This window comes from Psychrobacter sp. M9-54-1 (assembly GCF_016613355.1).
Lineage (GTDB): Bacteria > Pseudomonadota > Gammaproteobacteria > Pseudomonadales > Moraxellaceae > Psychrobacter > Psychrobacter faecalis.
This window is the reverse complement of the sequence record NZ_JADGFW010000009.1, coordinates 15,064-32,699: the sequence shown is the minus strand read 5'-3', so window position 1 is coordinate 32,699 and position 17,636 is coordinate 15,064. Positions and strand designations below refer to the sequence as shown.

General features: G+C 43.7%; 13 protein-coding genes. 7 read left to right on the top strand and 6 right to left on the bottom strand.

Annotation, left to right across the window (positions count from 1 at the left end; genetic code table 11):
- Nucleotides 1–413 precede the first annotated feature (413 nt).
- From IQ457_RS04890 to IQ457_RS04875, 4 genes are all read right to left on the bottom strand, one after another.
- Nucleotides 414–1,979: a peptide MFS transporter gene (locus IQ457_RS04890; protein WP_200662313.1), complete on the bottom strand. Its 1,566-nt coding sequence runs from the start codon at nt 1,977–1,979 to the stop codon at nt 414–416.
- Between the two features lie 306 nt (nt 1,980–2,285).
- Nucleotides 2,286–2,723, bottom strand: a complete 438-nt coding sequence (locus IQ457_RS04885; protein ID WP_200662312.1) for a hypothetical protein — start codon at nt 2,721–2,723, stop codon at nt 2,286–2,288.
- Between the two features lie 135 nt (nt 2,724–2,858).
- Entirely contained in the window at nt 2,859–4,433 is a 1,575-nt protein-coding gene (lnt, locus tag IQ457_RS04880) for an apolipoprotein N-acyltransferase (RefSeq protein ID WP_200662311.1), read from the bottom strand.
- Nucleotides 4,434–4,713: 280 nt separating this feature from the next.
- A complete protein-coding gene (locus IQ457_RS04875; RefSeq protein ID WP_200662310.1) occupies nt 4,714–5,613 on the bottom strand; it encodes an HlyC/CorC family transporter in 900 nt (299 codons plus the stop codon).
- A gap of 342 nt (nt 5,614–5,955) precedes the next feature.
- Here IQ457_RS04875 and IQ457_RS04870 point away from each other — a divergent pair, with 342 nt between their 5' ends.
- Nucleotides 5,956–7,248: an Lnb N-terminal periplasmic domain-containing protein gene (locus tag IQ457_RS04870; protein WP_200662309.1), complete on the top strand. Its 1,293-nt coding sequence runs from the start codon at nt 5,956–5,958 to the stop codon at nt 7,246–7,248.
- A 108-nt stretch (nt 7,249–7,356) separates the two neighbouring features.
- Here IQ457_RS04870 and IQ457_RS04865 read toward each other — a convergent pair whose 3' ends face one another.
- A complete protein-coding gene (locus IQ457_RS04865) occupies nt 7,357–7,977 on the bottom strand; it encodes a YcgN family cysteine cluster protein (protein WP_200662308.1) in 621 nt (206 codons plus the stop codon).
- Nucleotides 7,978–8,181: 204 nt separating this feature from the next.
- On the opposite strand from IQ457_RS04865, the gene IQ457_RS04860 reads away from it, so the two are divergent.
- The 6 genes from IQ457_RS04860 (at nt 8,182) to mutY (ending at nt 16,249) form a co-directional block, all read left to right on the top strand.
- Entirely contained in the window at nt 8,182–8,922 is a 741-nt protein-coding gene (locus tag IQ457_RS04860; RefSeq protein ID WP_200662307.1) for a dienelactone hydrolase family protein, read from the top strand.
- 247 nt (nt 8,923–9,169) lie between these two features.
- Complete coding sequence (locus tag IQ457_RS04855; protein ID WP_242465359.1) at nt 9,170–12,202, top strand: DUF2339 domain-containing protein; 3,033 nt, start codon at nt 9,170–9,172, stop codon at nt 12,200–12,202.
- A 147-nt stretch (nt 12,203–12,349) separates the two neighbouring features.
- Nucleotides 12,350–13,306 carry a ribosome biogenesis GTPase YlqF gene (gene ylqF / locus IQ457_RS04850; protein WP_200662305.1) on the top strand — a complete coding sequence of 319 codons (957 nt, stop codon included), beginning with the start codon at nt 12,350–12,352 and terminating at the stop codon, nt 13,304–13,306.
- An 81-nt stretch (nt 13,307–13,387) separates the two neighbouring features.
- Nucleotides 13,388–13,798, top strand: a complete 411-nt coding sequence (locus IQ457_RS04845; protein ID WP_200662304.1) for a hypothetical protein — start codon at nt 13,388–13,390, stop codon at nt 13,796–13,798.
- Nucleotides 13,799–13,915: 117 nt separating this feature from the next.
- Nucleotides 13,916–14,845, top strand: coding sequence for a DUF6414 family protein (locus IQ457_RS04840; protein ID WP_200662303.1), 930 nt, complete (start codon nt 13,916–13,918; stop codon nt 14,843–14,845).
- Nucleotides 14,846–14,968: 123 nt separating this feature from the next.
- Nucleotides 14,969–16,249: an A/G-specific adenine glycosylase gene (gene mutY, locus IQ457_RS04835; protein WP_200662302.1), complete on the top strand. Its 1,281-nt coding sequence runs from the start codon at nt 14,969–14,971 to the stop codon at nt 16,247–16,249.
- Between the two features lie 99 nt (nt 16,250–16,348).
- Here the strand turns inward: mutY and IQ457_RS04830 are convergent, their stop codons facing one another.
- On the bottom strand, nt 16,349–17,251 hold the full coding sequence (locus tag IQ457_RS04830; RefSeq protein WP_144297665.1) for an acyl-CoA thioesterase: 903 nt from the start codon (nt 17,249–17,251) through the stop codon (nt 16,349–16,351).
- Nucleotides 17,252–17,636: the final 385 nt, after the last annotated feature.

Here is a 17,636-nt window from a genome sequence, read left to right as displayed (position 1 = left end):
TTTAAAAATGAGAGTTAAAAAAACGCTTGTGAGGCGACTATGAGTAGCCGTCTTATTGAGGCAAATAAATTTATCAGTATTACGTGGAGCCTTTATTCGCCTATAAAGGGTTTACTATTTTTAGAATGATAGCTATATAAATGAGTAAGAGTGTTTAGGCGTTTAGCCGAGCTATTATTAATTTCAGCTTAGTAATAGTATTTTAATAATAGTATTAAAGCAGCGCATCTCCAGATGTTTGGGCAGATAGCAGGCTTTCAATGGCGACAGAGAAATAACTCACTGATTGAAACAATAAAACGTGCTACCGATTATGGTAACACGTCTTATCTTTTGGCGTTTATAGGGACGATTGCTACTATAAATAAGCTAAATAGGCTTAATTAATCTTCACCATCTCCTTAACGCTTTATTTACTGAGCCGCTTTATCGGCTTGCTCACTTTTTACCAGCATGTTATTGATAGGTTTTGCCAGTACCAATAACACCACTGCGGTCACTACCAAAAAGACGGTCATGGTGGTAAATAATGTCGGTAAGCCTTCAATTTTGTCCGCAGAAACATGACCACCAAAGAACGCAGCGACCAAGTTGCCCATGGCGACAGAAGCAAAGAAAAGTCCCATCATTTGCCCCTGCATACCTTTTGGCGCAAGCTTTGTCATCGCAGACAACCCGACAGGGCTGAGCGCCAATTCCCCAAGTGTTAGCAGTAATAAGCTGCCCACTAACCATAAAGGTGAGGCCAGTGCACCATCACTGGTCAAAATACTTTTTGAGGCAAATATCATCAACGAAAAGCCTGCCGCGGTCAGCAACATACCCAGTGCAAACTTAACCATACTATTTGGCTCAAGGCCACGATTGGCAAGCTTGATCCAAACAATACTAACAATGGGCGCCAGCAATAAAATAAACAACGGGTTTAATGATTGGAACCAAATACTCGGTATCTCAAATCCTAAGACGTTCAAGTCAGTATAGCGATCGGCAAATAGGTTAAACGAGGTTGGTTGCTGCTCAAAGCTTGACCAAAATAGTGTCGAACCGATGATTAAAATAAAGCAAGTCAGTAGGCGCAACTTATCAGTTTTATCAAGACGAGGTGAGACAAACATAATCGCAAAATAGCCTATCACCACTGCTGCGATGATATAAGTCATATATTCGGCGACCATTTCAGGATTAAACGGTAACATGCCACTTGCTACCAAAACCACAGCCGTTGCCAATAACACCAAGAAACCGATTACCCAGCGACCGATATTTTTATAACGGTCATTGGCGTATTCCCATTCAGGCGTGATGTTTTTGGCTTGGGCATAGTGGGTCAAGGTTTTTTGCGCAGAAAAGCGGTAAATCAGAAGTGATATCAGCATACCGATACCACCAACGCCGAAACCTGCGTGCCACATGCCTTTTTCTTTAAACACTCCAACGATGAGCGCGGCCAATAACGCGCCAATATTAATCCCCATATAAAACAAGGTAAAGCCGCCATCACGGCGCACATCGCCTTTTTTATACAAAGCGCCTACCATGACGGAGATACAGGTTTTAAATAAACCTGACCCTAATACAATACATATCAAACCAACAAAAAACAGCGTCATGCCAAATATGGCGGAGAGCGCAATACATAAATGACCGAGGGCGATAATCACGCTGCCCCACCATAAGGCACGCTCTTGACCAAGCCAGTTATCAGCGAGCCAACCCCCCGGTACCGCCGCCAGATATAATGAACCGGCGAAAATACCATAAATAGCAGAAGCAGTGACTTCATCAAAGCCAAAACCGCCGCTGCCAACGGTCGCTACCATAAACAGTACTAATAACGGACGAATACTATAATAAGAAAAGCGTTCCCACATTTCGGTAAAAAACAGCGGGCGTAGTGGCTTTGGGTGCCCCATAAACCCATTATCCAGTGCTGACAATTCAGCTTCACTAACATTTACTTTTGAGTCTCTGCTCATAACTTTATTCCTTTAAAGACCACTGTAATGACGACCAAACTCCTGTTTATTTTGCTAAGCGGTCACATAGGCGCATTATTGTTTCACTTGGTTATGGTCAAGTAAAGAAAAAGTTATTCAATAATTACACAAATACCTACAAAAAAACCTGTGCTCAGTTAACCAAGCACAGGTCTTTAATGTTAGCTTCTAGAGTATTTTCACTCTTAGAATAAAGTATCGTCACAACAGTTGTATTTAATTACGGGTATCTAACTATAATTATACAAGTATTTGTTTTTATAACAAAATACTGAGGTCACAAGCTTACTCTTCAGTTTTCCAAGTATGCGTTAACTCTGCACCCTCAGCACCATCCAAATCCGCATCGGCTTCTTCTGCTGTCAAGTTAGCGTCATCAGGGACTGCGGCTTGATTGACAGTACCCTCAGCAGTTGCGGTGCCAGATTCAGCAGCAACGACCGTACCATCAGTATCGGTTGGCGTTACCGTAGCATCCGCTGGTGTTGCAGTAGCAGCTGCGTCGGTATCGGCAGCTTCCGCTGTCGCGGCAGGCGCGGCTTCTGTAGCAGTTGCCTCTGTTTCAGCAGTCGCTTCGGTGCTCTCAGCAGTGATATGCTCGCCTGCTGGACGCAAATAGCCAGAAATGCCGATTAATAAGACGATACCTAAAAATAAGGCAACACCGCCTAAAGCAAATAGGAACTCTTTCTTGGGATTGTTTTCGACAATATGTTCTGACATACCTTATCCACCTTGCACAAAATATTTAAAATATTGGCCTATTATATCGCAATTTATATCGATTTGTGAAAACCCTTAACGATTTAAAGGGTTTATTAGCGAAAAAACTTACAACCAAAGCCTATGGGTATTTTTTTATTTGACCAAACGTCTCTGCGGGGTCGCACGCTTGCCAAGATAGCTTAATAATAGCAGAAGCGCAATAATGATTAAAATAGGATAATTACCCGCGCGCATATAAGGCGTATTGCCAACGCGTGCTTGCACATTTCCGCGTAAAACGGTGCGCTCAAACTGCGGCGCCCGCTCCACGATATGACCTTTATGGTCAATGATAGCCGTAACGCCAGTATTGGTCGCACGCATAAACCAGCGGCCGTTTTCAAGCGCGCGCATCTGGACCATTTGCAGATGCTGGAGCGGACCTGCCGAGCTACCAAACCACGCATCGTTAGAAATGGTCAATAAAAAGTCAGTATTGATGGCGTTTTTGCGCGTGGTGTCAGGATAGGCAACTTCATAGCAAACCGCCGCGCCCAAGTTATGACCACGCACGCGCAGCGGTAATTGATCGTCACTGCCGCGACTATAGCTCATGATATCTTGGCTGCCAGCAAGGTTTGGTAAGATATCTAGCATGCCCTCAAAAGGGATATATTCGCCAAAGGGTACCAAACGCTGCTTTTTATATAGCCCTTCAGCGTCCGCACCTAAAGCAATGACACTATTATAAAACGGCGGGTATTTATCGGTCTTGGCATCAAAAGCTGCGGTATCTTTATATGGGATGCCAGTGACCCAAGTGGTATCGGTTTCTTTGGCCACTTTGACCACTTCACTGATAAAACCTAGCGCTTCATCTTGAAACATGGGAATGGAAGACTCTGGCCACAAAATCATATCGCTGCCCCATTCGGTACTGGACAGGGTGGCATAAATTTTTAGCGTTTCTACCTGATATTCGGTCAGCCATTTTAAATCTTGCGGAATATTCCCTTGGATTAATGATACCGATAAGTCAGGCGTGCCCTTTGGTTTTGTCCATTGCGGATTTAGCAACCATAATGCGCAGCTGACAATAAGCAGCGCGGCAGTAGGAATCATATAACCGCCGCGGCGACGCAATAGCTCAACCAAACTTGCCGCCAATAATACTGCCACGAAAGACACCGCAAATACGCCAGCAACGGGCGCTAATGATGATAGCCAATACTGCTCGGTAAAGGCATAACCGACAAATAACCACGGAAAACCGGTAAATAGCCACGTTTTCATCCACTCTTGCAATACCCAAAGCGCGGCAAAAGATAATGGCTGCTTACCGACGACACGATTAAAAATCAGCGCTAAAAAGCCATGAAACAAGCCCATCCCAAGACCCATTAGCGCAATCATAATTAGCGCTAGCCACACTGGCGTATCGCCATAGACATGGATTGAGGTATACAGCCAAAATGCCCCGACGCACCAAAGCCCAGTACCATAAGCTTGACCGATAACAAAAGCACGCTTGCCAGTCATATCAGGCATCAGTAAGGCATACAAAATAGCAGGCGACACTAACGCCACCGGCCAAAAACCATACGGCGCGAGAGCAAAGATAAACACTGCGCCTGCCAGCCACGCAATCAATATGGTCAACACCAGCGGCAAGCCCTTGGGCTTATCGGGGTTTAGACGTTTTTGCAAATCCACAGTAGACAGACGCATAGCAGTTATCCAAAACCTTATTTTTCAGTCGTTTAAAGCTTAAATATTAACTTTGATTTATTCGGTGAGCGCTGGATTGATAGCCAATCGTTAGCTGCTCAATACAGCGCTCAAAAATTAAACCTGCCCATGATACCAGTCTAAACCAATCAATAGGTAACATTGCGTTGCAAAATACCGATTTTAAAAGCAAAAAAAACACGACCGCAATCGTGTTTTTTTATATTTAAATGCCGAGCTGATCTTTAAGTGCCAAGATTAAGTAATAAACATCAATAAATTAATGGCTACCTATTAATATTTGCTGGTCAGCATTGATTTTAGACAGCTCAAGATTTTGAATAAAGCGCCCTTCAACATCGGTAATGGTAATTTGCCAATCGTCTATCACCACACTCTCCCCTTCCAAATCACCAACATGACCGAGCGCTTGCATGACCAAACCGCCCATAGTATCAACATCGGTATCATCAAAGTGGGCGCCAAGCTCATCGTTACAGTCTTCAATCACTGTCGATGCTTGCACGCGCCACGTATTTGGTCTTTCAGGATCGGCGACGATATTATTGATATCACTGTCTTCATCGAAGTCATCATGCTCATCGACGATATCGCCGACGATTTCTTCGAGCAAATCTTCCATCGTTACCACACCAGCAAAATTCCCAAACTCATCGACGACAATCGCCATATGCACTTGGGTGCGCTGTAATGAGCGTAGCAAAGTATCAGAGCGCGCCGTTTCGCTGATATAAAGCGGTTGACGCACCAAGTCTCGTAAACGTTGACTGTCAATTTTATCTTCTTGATCGCGCACCATGTGTACGAGGATAGGAATCAAGTCTTTTGCCAATAGAATACCGATAACGGCATCATCGTCTTGGCTATCAAAGACCGGATAGCGCGAGTGTGTGGTCTCAAGAATGATATCCATCACTTCAGCTAAGCTAGCGCTTTCGTGCAGCCCAATCACTTGCGGGCGCGGGGTCATAATTTCGCGAACTTGGGTGGCAGGCAAATCAAGGACACCTTCCAACATGTCCACGGTATCGGGTTCTAAGAACTGGCGCGAGTCTTGCACCAAACGTATCAGTTCATCACGGGTTTCGGGGGCGGTCGATAGCCAGCGTTTTAAGCCACGCATCGACCAACTACTCGGGCTTGGAGCGTCTTCGGACATGATGATGTGATTTAACCTCTTTAGTTAATAGCAGTAATCAAAGAAAATAGTGAATAGCAATTAAAATCTTAAACCTAAATGGGGATTAAAATAGCAAATAAAACAGCGACTTTATATTTAGGCAGTAGTCAAAATATTTAAATAAAGATCAAATTATCCATACAAATCCTATCATAGCGATAAATGACAACTATATAAGTATAGATAAAAATAGACTAGCCTAATAGGTTTCACTTTATCGCAAGGCTTACGGACATTCAACGACAAATTCACTCAAATTGTATTGTCAGTGTGTTGCAAACTTTGCTATGGTCAAAGCCTTCATTCCTCAAAGTCAAACCTATGTCGCTACGTGCATTTTTTTCTCGCCTGCTCTCGCCGCTTTCAAACAGCAATCGCTTAGAGCATGGGGCAGCTCATGATCGCCAGCAAAAGCGAACTTGGCGCTATTACCTCGCGCAGGTTTTAATCGTTACTACGTTGCTCCTATCTGCTATTTGGCTGTTAATGGCAATTTGGTATCAGTTTGGCATACGCTCACCGATTACTTGGCTTACGACCCTTGTTATAATCGGCATTTTAGCGGCGCTGGCTAATGCCGCTTATGCAACAAAAAGGCATTGGTCAAAAACTCCAAAAAATCGAGGTAATCAGCCATCAAATAATTCAGCAGCGCCAGATAAAAAAGTAGCCGTTAAATGGCTCATTGGTTTATATGGGGCAGTTTGGTTTATTGGTTTGGGCTGGTTTTTTTCTATCGAGCCCAAACAAGACCGCGACTGGATGGCGGAAGTCAGCGAAAGAGTTACTTATAGCCGCGATGCCAACAACCCTGACTTAGTCACGCTCACCAATGTGCGAAACTTTGATTGGCGTACCGATAAAGAAGCGACTGAACATTGGGACACGCGCACCATTGATATGTCAAAACTCTCTGGCGTCGATGTGACCAACTCCTATTGGATGGGGCCGCTGATTGCGCATACTTTGGTCAGTTTTCGCTTTGAAGATGATAGGCCGCTCGCCTTCTCGTTTGAGATTCGTAAAGAAGAAGGCGAGTCGTTTTCGGCATTGGCAGGGTTTTTTAGGCGTTTTGAGCTGAGCCTGATTGCTGCTGAAGAGCGCGATATCATTTATACTCGCAGTAATGCTCGCGGTGAGCAAGTTTATCTGTTTCCGGTCAGCAATCTACAACAGCACGAGGTCAAGTCGTTATTTGAGTCTTACTTAACTGCCGCCGATGAATTGAATGCCAAACCAACTTGGTACAACACGTTGATGAGCAACTGTACCAATATTATCTTTTATATGGCGCGTATCGTCAGTGGCGACCGCTTGCCATGGGATTACCGAATTTGGGTATCGGGCTGGCTACCAAACTACTTATACGACGTTGGCATGCTCGACGCCAACCCTGAAAAAGACGGTCAGCCTTGGTCAATGGACACGTGGTACGAGCGCACCCATATCAATCCAAAGGTTCGCGGCTTTGATAATTTGGCAGGAACTAGCGCTATCAATAGCCGCGAGTTCTCCAAGCAAATTCGGCAAGATATTCCTATCCCGCCACTGGCAGATTCACAAGCCGATGCGGAAGCGAGCGCCAAATCTGCCGCGCAGGAATCTAAAGAATAGCTGAGGTTTTCGAAGAGGTGCAGCTACTCTCCAAAGCGGTATTGCGACGTTAAATCCATTGTTCATTAAGCATAAACATAGATTAAACCCTTTATAAAAAAAGTTAGGTTAAGGCTGAACCCAATTTACCACCCGCTCCTCCATCTCCTCATCTGTCATGCCAATCTCAGAAACACAGCGCCCTGCTACGCCAACATTGGCAGCGCGCATTTGCTGCTGGGTCAGCACTGCATCTTGGGTTAGTAATAAATGCCAACTTGGTAAACTTTGTCCTTTATACAAGCGCTTATAAGCACAGTGCGACGGCAGCCACATCATCTGCGGCAAATTCTCCATAGTTAGCTGAATACAGTCTGGCACGTGCTCTTGGCGGGTGGTGTAATGCTTGCAATAACCCGTCGCGCAATCCATCAGCTGGCAGGTGACATCGGTATATTCAACCATTTCTGCTTCATGACTATTGTCATCGCTGACATTCTCATCGTCGATATACTTGATTAGGCAACAGCTGCCGCAACCATCGCATAGCGCTTCCCATTCGCTATGGTTTAGCTCTGACAGCGCAAAACGTGACCAAAACTGCGGACGCAATAGATCATTAGCATCGTTTTGGCTGTGAGGAAATAAGCGCACAGCAGATGGCGTCGCTGAATCTGAATCAGTTGTTGTTTTGGAATCTAGAGCAGATGCTAATTGAGATTCAGATTGATTGAGCAAATTGAGTGTCATAAAGTCGCCGTAGCATTTTGATAAAGAGCGTTACAGTATTATAGCTGTTTTTGGTATGCTTGGGCGTTAAGGTAGGAGAAGTAAATAAAAGAATGAAGCAAAATACGGACAGTTAACACTTATAAAACAAGCATTTATAAAACAGTCATCTATAAAACAGTCATCTATAAAACCCACTTCATAACATAAAAAAAGGACAATAATATGTCAATTAAGACTTTTGAATTAATCAGCACTACCGAAAACAACGTTGAGCTTATCAGCTATGTGGCGCTGCCAGAATCTGCCTCAGAGGACAATCCAGTAGCAGGTATTTTGGTGGCGCCAGAATGGTGGGGCGTGGTCGATCATCCAAAGTCCGTCGTTGAGCGCTTGGCAAAAGCAGGCTATGCGGCGGTGGCGATGGACGTTTACGGTGAAGGCAAGCTGACCAGCGACGCGTCGATGGCCAACATGTGGATGGAGCAAGTACTTGCTGATCAAGACATGCTAATGGCACGTTGCCGCTTAATACTCAATGACTTTGGTGACCAACTGGCGGTTAATCGCGATAACTTAGCGGCGATTGGTTATTGTTTTGGCGGTAAAGTGGTGCTCGATATGGCACGCGAAGGTATGCCATTAAAAGCGGTTGCTACTTTCCACGGCAACCTAGCGGCCAAACAGCCTGCCGATAAAAACTTCAAAGCCAAAGTATTGGTCGCTCACGGCCGCGATGATTCGATGGTGTCGATGGACGCAGTAGAAGGTCTAAAATCAGAGCTAGATGCTGCCGACGTCGACTACACGATTGATGTCTATGACGGTGCCAAACATGGCTTTACCAATCCGCATGCCGATGAGCGTGCTGCCAAAAACGATGTTGACCTTGGCTACAACGAAACCGCTGCTAAGCAAAGCTGGGACAACATGCTTGAATTTATGAAAACCAATCTCGGTCAATAATTTTAAAAATATCATCAATCAAGTTGTATAAACGCTCACTATAACGAGTGTTAATACAAAGTATAAGACGAAAAACAGGGGTCACTTTCTCAGAAAGCGACCCCTGTTTTTCGTCGTTATACACAATAACTACCATGACCAATCTTGTGCTTATGAGCAAATAACGTCATCATCACTCTATTATAAGTGGGATTGAGTAACGAGGATGTTATATCTATTGATAAATCAGCTAGGCTGGCTGGCTTTTATGGCTTTATTGATCGTGGTGCTCATACTATACGCCAGGATAAGCCAACAAATCAGACAGTTGCGTCATGATATGACAGCGCTACAAGCTGAGCTTAAACGGCAAAAAGAGGGCTTAATCACAGCAAAATCTTCTCACGCCGATATAAATAGCAATCAAGAAAGTCAATTTGCAGCAACGCCCGATCTCTCTTTAACCTCGCGGTCACCAATGCCGCCACCGATACCGTTAGCAGCAGTAGATTCGGTTACAGCAGCTGACGCTAGCGCCGAACCCATAGAAGAAAACCTCGGCTTAAAGCCAAAGCCAGCAGAATCGACAAAATCGAGAACCCCCGTTACAACGATAGAGCCAGACGAGCGTTCCTTACCTATCGTTACCTCACTCATTCACTCGATGCAAAACTGGTTTTTTGGCGGCAACTTAGTAGTGCGCGTTGGGGTTTTGGTGTTGCTCGTCGGGGTGGTGTTATTGCTGCGCTTATTAAGCGACTATATCGAAATTCCGATTGCCCTGAAGCTTGTGAGCATTGGCATTATTGGATTGGCGTTGGCTGCGCTTGGTTTAAAATTAGCAAAAAATCGCTTTGCTTATGGCATCACCCTGCAAGGGGCAGGTTTAGCGATTGCTTACTTGACGACCTTTTTTGCCTATAGCGTCTATCACGTGCTGGCGAGTGTGCCGAGCTTTATTGGACTTGGCCTTTTATCAGCTGTCACCATCGGTCTCGCCGTGCGCCAAAACGCTTTACCGTTGGCATTGTTGGCACTTTCTGGTGGGTTTTTTGCACCGATATTGACCAGTAGCGATATCGGTAATTTAGTGTCCTCGTTTAGCTATTATTTATTATTAAACGTCACCATTGCTGTCATCGCTCATTACCGTACTTGGAAAATGCTCAATCTACTCGGCGTGATGGTCACCTTTGGACTGGCTTACTATTGGGGTGTGACGGAAAATTTAAGCGCTGTTATTGAGGCGCAGCGCTGGACGTTGGTATTGCTAGTGGCGCTGCACGTATTACTATATTTGTTTGTCGTCATTCGCTACGCGCAGCAAATCATTGCTTATAACACACTTAATGAAGCAAATTTTGCTCATACAGCTAACGTTGATAGTGCAGAGAATCCAAGTCATTTAGATAAATTTTATTTAGGAAACCACAGCTATATATTCCCTATTGATACCGGCTTGCTGTTTTCCGTGCCGATACTGGCCTTTGGTTTATTCGCGGCGTTGTTAGAAGCTATTCCTAATGGGTTGACCTTCACCAGTGCTATTTTCGCGGCAATTTATTTGGGTATTGGCTGGGTATTTGTCCAGCGTAGCCAGCGCTACGCCTTAATTACCGAGGGTATGCTGGCATTGGGATTTGGCTTTTTAGCCTTGGTGATTCCGCTGGCACTCGATGCAGAATGGATTGCCTTTGGCTGGTCGGTACAAGGGCTGGCACTGGTATGGTTTGGACGGCGCTCACTACGTGCATGGTCGGTATTGTTTGGGTTGTTATTGCAGCTGCTCAGTATCGCGATGCTAATGATAAATGTGGTCTTTACGATCAAAGATTATCCAACGTTGGCGTTGACGATTTCGGCGCTCAGCTATCTAGCTACGATGTTTATCTTACGTGCCAGCAACTCGCCTATTGATGACGCCAACAACCAGCTTAACGCCAATCATACGCTGACTGCCTATACTAAAACCTTGGGCATTGGTGAACTCGCTACTAAGCAATGGCTTACCAGTATCAATAGCCAAAGTATGGCGTTTAACTTGATGTGGCGCAGTCCAAATTTGGGTCGATTTTTGACCTTTACTGCAATGGTTTGGCTGCTGTATGTCTTGGTGATTGATTTTGGCCAATGGCTTGACAGTTGGCGATTAGCAACGACGGCGCTGCTAGGATTGGCCACCTTAACCAGCCTAGCTATTTATCAGGCAATCAATCACTATCATTCGTGGCGCAAGATTAGGCAGTTTAGCCATGCGTTATTGCTGCTATTTTATGCCATGGTCGTACTACAGCTGCCGCAAAAGTATGAATTTGATTATCAGTGGACCACCTTTCATTGGCCGATATTTATCACACTACTCATAGGCTGGTTGGTCGTTGGGCAACTATGGTTAAAAACATGGCATAAAGAATTGGAGTTAAAAAGTTTTGATAGCGCGAGCTGGCTTGGTGCTGGCATTATCCTGTTGGCAGAAGCTATGCATTATGGCTTGCCTGATTCAAAAGGTGTCATGACTATTTTGGTTCCGGTTGCCTTTATGCTGGCTGCATTATGGTGGACACAGCGTCAAGCTATGGCTCAATACAATGATAAGCAATCACACTCGCAAACAGGAGCAGCGACCTCAGCATTTGCGACTTATTGGTTTGATTGGCATCAGGCATTATTAGACAGTGCCAAAATATTTGTACCAATCACACTAGGTTGGGCTATTTTTACCAACTTCACTTACGATGGTATTATTTGGGAACTGCCCTACTTTCCTTTATTTAACTTATATGATGTGACGTTATGGTTGGTGGTGTTTTACGGCTTGGGTGTTTATTTGCTCCGTCAGCCATTAGGTATGCACTCGAAAAGACTATTAAGTGACATTCCTAAAAACGATATGCTGTTAATTATCTTAGCGCTGATTAGTTTTTGGATAGGCTCTAGCATGTTAGTTAGAACGCTGCACGCATTTATCGGCACGCCGTTATGGACTGGCGGTTTATACGACGTGACAGGAGGCGCTTGGAATAGCGAGCAAGTACAAACGGGACTAACCATTTTATGGACGCTCATTGCTTTGGTCGCCACTATTATCGCCAGCCGCTATGGACAACGAACGCTATGGTTTATGGGCATTGGACTATTGGGCGTTGTGGTGCTAAAACTGGTCTTGGTTGATTTATCCCAGACCGAGGCGATTTGGCGGGTGATTTCCTTCCTTGGTGCAGGTATCTTAATTTTAGTCATTGGTTATTTAGCACCATTACCACCAGCGCGCGAGGATTTAACAGACGAGTCTGCAGGATAGTCTGCTCTGAGCGTTACATGAAATTGTAACGTGATAACTTGATAACGTTGGGTGATAGGGCTGGTTGTGTAGTAAACTGGACGCCATTAAAAAGTAAATGACGATGGTCTTACTTTGAGCATTTTTTATAAAAGGTTAGTAAAGCAGATGGATAAGAGAGCAAGTATTCAGTGGTTCCCTGGGCATATGAACAAAGCCCGTAACGAAATCAAAGAAATCATGCCGCAGATGGACGTCGTCATTGAAGTGATTGACGCGCGTATTCCTTATAGTAGCGAAAACCCAATGGTCGCGGCATTACGCGGCGAAAAACCGGTCATCAAAATTTTAAATAAAGCCGACCTTGCTGATCCTGAATTGACTAAAGCGTGGATGGAATATCTTGAGCAACAAGATGGCGTCAAAGCCATCGCTTGCGACAATAATAAAGCCGATGACGTCAAGCGTATCATCGCGATATGCAAATCCCTCGTACCCAATAAAGTCGGTACCGGTCGCCAAATAAAAGCCATGATTATGGGTATTCCAAACGTCGGTAAATCAACCTTGATTAATACCTTAGCGGGGCGCGCGGTAGCTAGAACGGGCGACGAGCCAGCGGTGACCAAGTCACAGCAGCTGATCAAGCTTGACGATGACATCATGCTCTATGACACGCCTGGCATGCTGTGGCCAAAGGTTGAAAACGAAAACTCTGGCTATCGCTTGGCGGCGACCGGCGGTATTCGTGATACGGCGTTTGACTTCGCCGATGTGGCCAGTTATACCGCTGAGTATCTCATGCAAGCCTATCCTGAACTGCTAAAAACCCGCTATAAGATTGAAGAATTACCCAAGACCGATTGGGAGTTTTTTGAAATGGCGGGACGTAATCGCGGCTGCGTGCGCGCGGGCAATCAAGTCGATACCTACCGCATGTCTGAGATTTTGATTAACGAGTTACGTAGCGGCAAGCTTGGAAATATTACCCTCGAGACGCCAGAAATGACTGAAGCTGAAGAGCTAGTCGTTGCTGAACAACGCATCGCTGCCGAAGAGAAAAGAGTCGCTAAAGAAGAGGAGAAGCGCCTTCGTCGATTAAAAACGCGCAAGAATCGCAAGTAGATGCTTATTAACTATTCGTGCTATATAGTAATATTATGCCTACCTATTTAACTTAACAGCTTTTAAGGTACTCCTAGGACTATGGAAAGCAAAAAGACTAAATGGCTAATTTATACCGTTCTAGTAGGATTAATTCCAATTCTTGCAAGACTTATGGTCTGGTTTGTAACTAAAGAAGGTAGTCTTGACTTACTATCAGCCTCCGATTTTGTTGCTTTTGGATTAGTTTTGCACATCTCTAACATCAATGAAATAGAACACTGCGTAGGACAAGAAGAACAATGGAAAACTGTCCAAAATGGTATTTCGATTACATTTATAGCTTTTTATAGCATTCTATTAGCTTTGAATCTAGTTGGAGCAGATGTTGTTGATATTAGAGCTATAACATTTTGTGCTATTGGTTTAGCAGTAGTTTCATTTGTTATCAGCTATTCAGTATATGATGCTGTTTCAAGAATACCTATTCCTTCTGTTGAGAATACAATATGACTACTATAATTATAGTTGCGACTATTATCTTAGCGTTAATAGGTATATTTATAGCTGTTTGGTCAATAATAACAACTCGTAAAAAATACTATGATGAGTATATTAGAAGGAAAAGAAATGATTAAAAATATTATATATCTTGATGAAGATAAAATGTATTCATTATCATCACAGCTTTTTGAAGGAGTGACTGAATATATTTTAAATGAGAAAAGCTTAGATAAATCCGAAACAGAGCAGCAAAAAGGTCCTGTTTCCAGTGGTAGAATAGTCGGTGATATTTTAAAAAATAGCGAAAGAAATACTGAAAAGAAATTTTTAAATGATTATTCATATACTCTTTTTGAAAAGAAGCTTATTGAAGAAAATAAGGTACTTACAGTTTCATACGACAGCTCTAGTTTAGAAAAATTAATAAAAGAAAAGTCATTTATAAAAGTTACAGCAAAGGCAACATTCAACGATATAGATTCAATAATAAGTACCCTTAATGATTTTAACCGAATGGGTAAAGCACTAACGTATGTCACTAATTACGAAGACATTAAGTTAGTTAAAGCGGAACTCTCGAGGGTTCAAAAAGGAAAGGATGAAAGAGGTAAAATTAGTGGGCTGAACGCTGAACTTAAAAGAATCAGCAATATAGATAAACTGTCGTCTGATCAAGGTTTAAATTTTGATAAACAGTTACTTGAAGATTTAAGTTTCCTTTTAGAATATGGTTTGGGAAGTCAACTTGAAGTACAAATGAATCTGTCTAATCATATAGCTTCCGCTAATCTCAATCGAAAGTTTCTTAGAGAACCAGAAGACTTAGTGATTCGTAAATATTCGAGACAGACTGAAGTGAAATTTACTTTATTTGGTATAATCACACAATGTGAAAAAGAACAAACTAGCGTTCCTGAAGCAACGCATGACTATGAAACTTTGAAAGAAGCCATAATGAATATGGTTTCCCATATAACTAACTTAGAATCGGCATTTACTGGCAGGCTTAGTAATGAAATAATTATTGATCCAATCGCATTATATACTGAGTTATAACTAAATCTGATAAAGTAAATGTAAAAGCTATAAAACAGTTTTATATGAATTAACTTTAAACGATGGAAAAGCTGACTCAAAGCCCTCATATCCTAATTCTCGCTTCTAATATGATGGTTTTTTATGACTCAGCCAACCGCTAATTTAAAAAATAAAATTGGAAACCACATATTTAGCCAATCCGAAGCTGAATTAACTAACTTCGCTCCCCGCCTGCTCGATTGGTTCGCTGAAAACGGTCGCCACGATCTGCCGTGGCAACAGCACCAAACCGATACGCCCAATCCTTATATCGTTTGGCTATCAGAAGTCATGCTCCAGCAAACGCAAGTAATGACAGTGCTGCCCTACTTTGCCCGCTTTATGGCGTCGTTTCCGACGGTGCAAGATTTAGCCGCAGCAGAATGGGATATGGTGGCGGAACACTGGGCGGGACTTGGCTACTATGCGCGCGCGCGTAATTTGCACAAAGGCGCGAAGCAGTTGGTTGAGGTTATCAATGAAACGGACGACTTCCCGCAGACACTAGCAGGTTGGGAAGCGATTTCTGGCGTTGGGCCGTCGACCGCTGGGGCGATTATGGCAATGGGGCTACATCGTTATGGCGTTATCTGTGATGGCAATGTCAAGCGCGTCCTCACCCGTTGGGCCGCTATCGATGGTGATATTACTAAGTCGGCGACGACCAAAGCACTGTGGGCATTGGCGGAGCGTTTAACGCCTAGGGAAAATTCAGGATTATTTGCGCAAGCCATGATGGATATGGGTGCAACCTTGTGTACGCGTAGCAAGCCTCCTTGTCTGCTGTGCCCATTGCAAGACGATTGCTTGGCTCATGCGCAGGGTCGCGAAACCGATTATCCAGTCAAGGCCAAAAAACAGCCCAAACCCAGCAAAGTTAGCAATGCATTATTAATTAAAGATACGGACGGCAAAATACTGTGGCTACAGCGTCCTGATAATGGCATTTGGGGCGGATTGTGGAGTTTGCCTTTGCAATTTGTTGAGAAAATTGACGGTAAAGTAAGTGGCAAAACAACTGCTGAAAATTCAGAAGCCAGCGATGATAAACGATTAAAAGTTGCTAATAATAAAAAAAACTATGAAAAAGAGTATGAAACAGAATTTACCACCGCTGAGCAAATTATCAATGAATGGTTGGATAAGCATAGTTTAGCAGCCGCGCCCATTAATAAAGCCTTAATTGATGACGCGCCTATTAAACATTCATTAACTCATTTCCATTGGTATTTAACGCCGCAATCACTGACTTTAGCTAATGAGCAAGTGACTGATTTGACCAAAGCCTTGCAAGCGGCAGAAATTAATATTAACTGGTTAAATGCGAGTGATGCGCAGGCAACACTTGGATTACCACGAGCGATGGTTAAGATTTTAGAATAATAGGTTATTGCAACCAAATAAAACCCCTAAAAAAAGCGACTCAAAATATATTCTGAGTCGCTTTTTTCATTTATAACATACAAAAAACTAAGACAAAATTTAAGATTTGGGCACCCGCAAACGCATCAGGCCTTCTTGTTGTACCGTTGCGACCAATCGACCATCTTGCCAAAACTGACCGTGATTTAAGCCTTTGGCGTTAGAGGTCGTGTCGCTCCACATGTCATATAGCAGCCAATTATTTAAATCAAAATCACGATGAAAATGCATCGAGTGATCAATACTCGCCGCTTGCAAACCACTGGTCATAAAGCTGACCCCATGTGACATCAGCCCCGTACCGACCAAGTAAAAATCAGACGAAAACGCCAATAGTGCTTGCTGAATGGCCACAGGCTGCTTTCCAAGCTCACGGATACGCAGCCAGTTTGCTTGCTTGGGTTTCATCGGTTCTGGATGAATCGGATCACGCGGCTTAATCGGTTTAATCTCGACATGACGATGACGCATAAAACGCGCTTTTAGGGCATCAGGAACCTTTCCAACATACTGCTCTTTTAAATCTTGCTCATCAAGCAAGTCTTCTGGCGGCGGATACACGGGCATATCTTCTTGATATTCCAAGCCCTCTTCCATCGGTGAGAACGAAGCAATCATCGAAAATATCACTTGCTCGACAGGCGCTTTACCGCGCACTTCTTTATACTGAATTGCCGTGACTTCACGTGCTGACAGACTGCGACCATCACGCAGGCGGCGTACTTGGTAAATCACCGGCTGATTGATATCGCCACCGCGCAAAAAATAACCATGCAGCGAATGACAAGGTTTGTCTTTATCGAGCGTATGCGATGCGGCCATAATCGCTTGCGCCAGCACTTGCCCGCCGAAAATACGACTGCCCACATAATCGTGGCTTTTACCTTCAAAAACATCAGGGCTGACTTCGATAAGCGCGACAGTAGCGAGCAGCTCATCGATCAGTTGCGGATAATCAGACATGACGATAGGTTTCCTTATTTTGATCAATCACACCAAGCATTGAGATATAAGCACTCAAGGGTCAAGCGTATCAATACGATACGGCTTAAGCCAATGCGGCGTTTTAATTTAAAATAATATGTATAGTAGGTTCATTTTAAAACTGTTATAGCATGGCTATTATAGTTTGCACTAAACAGCCAGATAACGCTGACAACGCCAAATAAATAGCCAGTAAAATGATTAGCAATCGCTCATTATAAAGCGAAAAGCCAATCATCTTAGCGAATATTAAAGATTTTGACTAAGCAGTCGCCGCTTAAGTAACTTAGTAGTTCTACTGCTTAGTCGTGCTACCGCTTAGTGGCTTAAAGATAGTCAGCAAGCGATTATTTAAAACAGCATA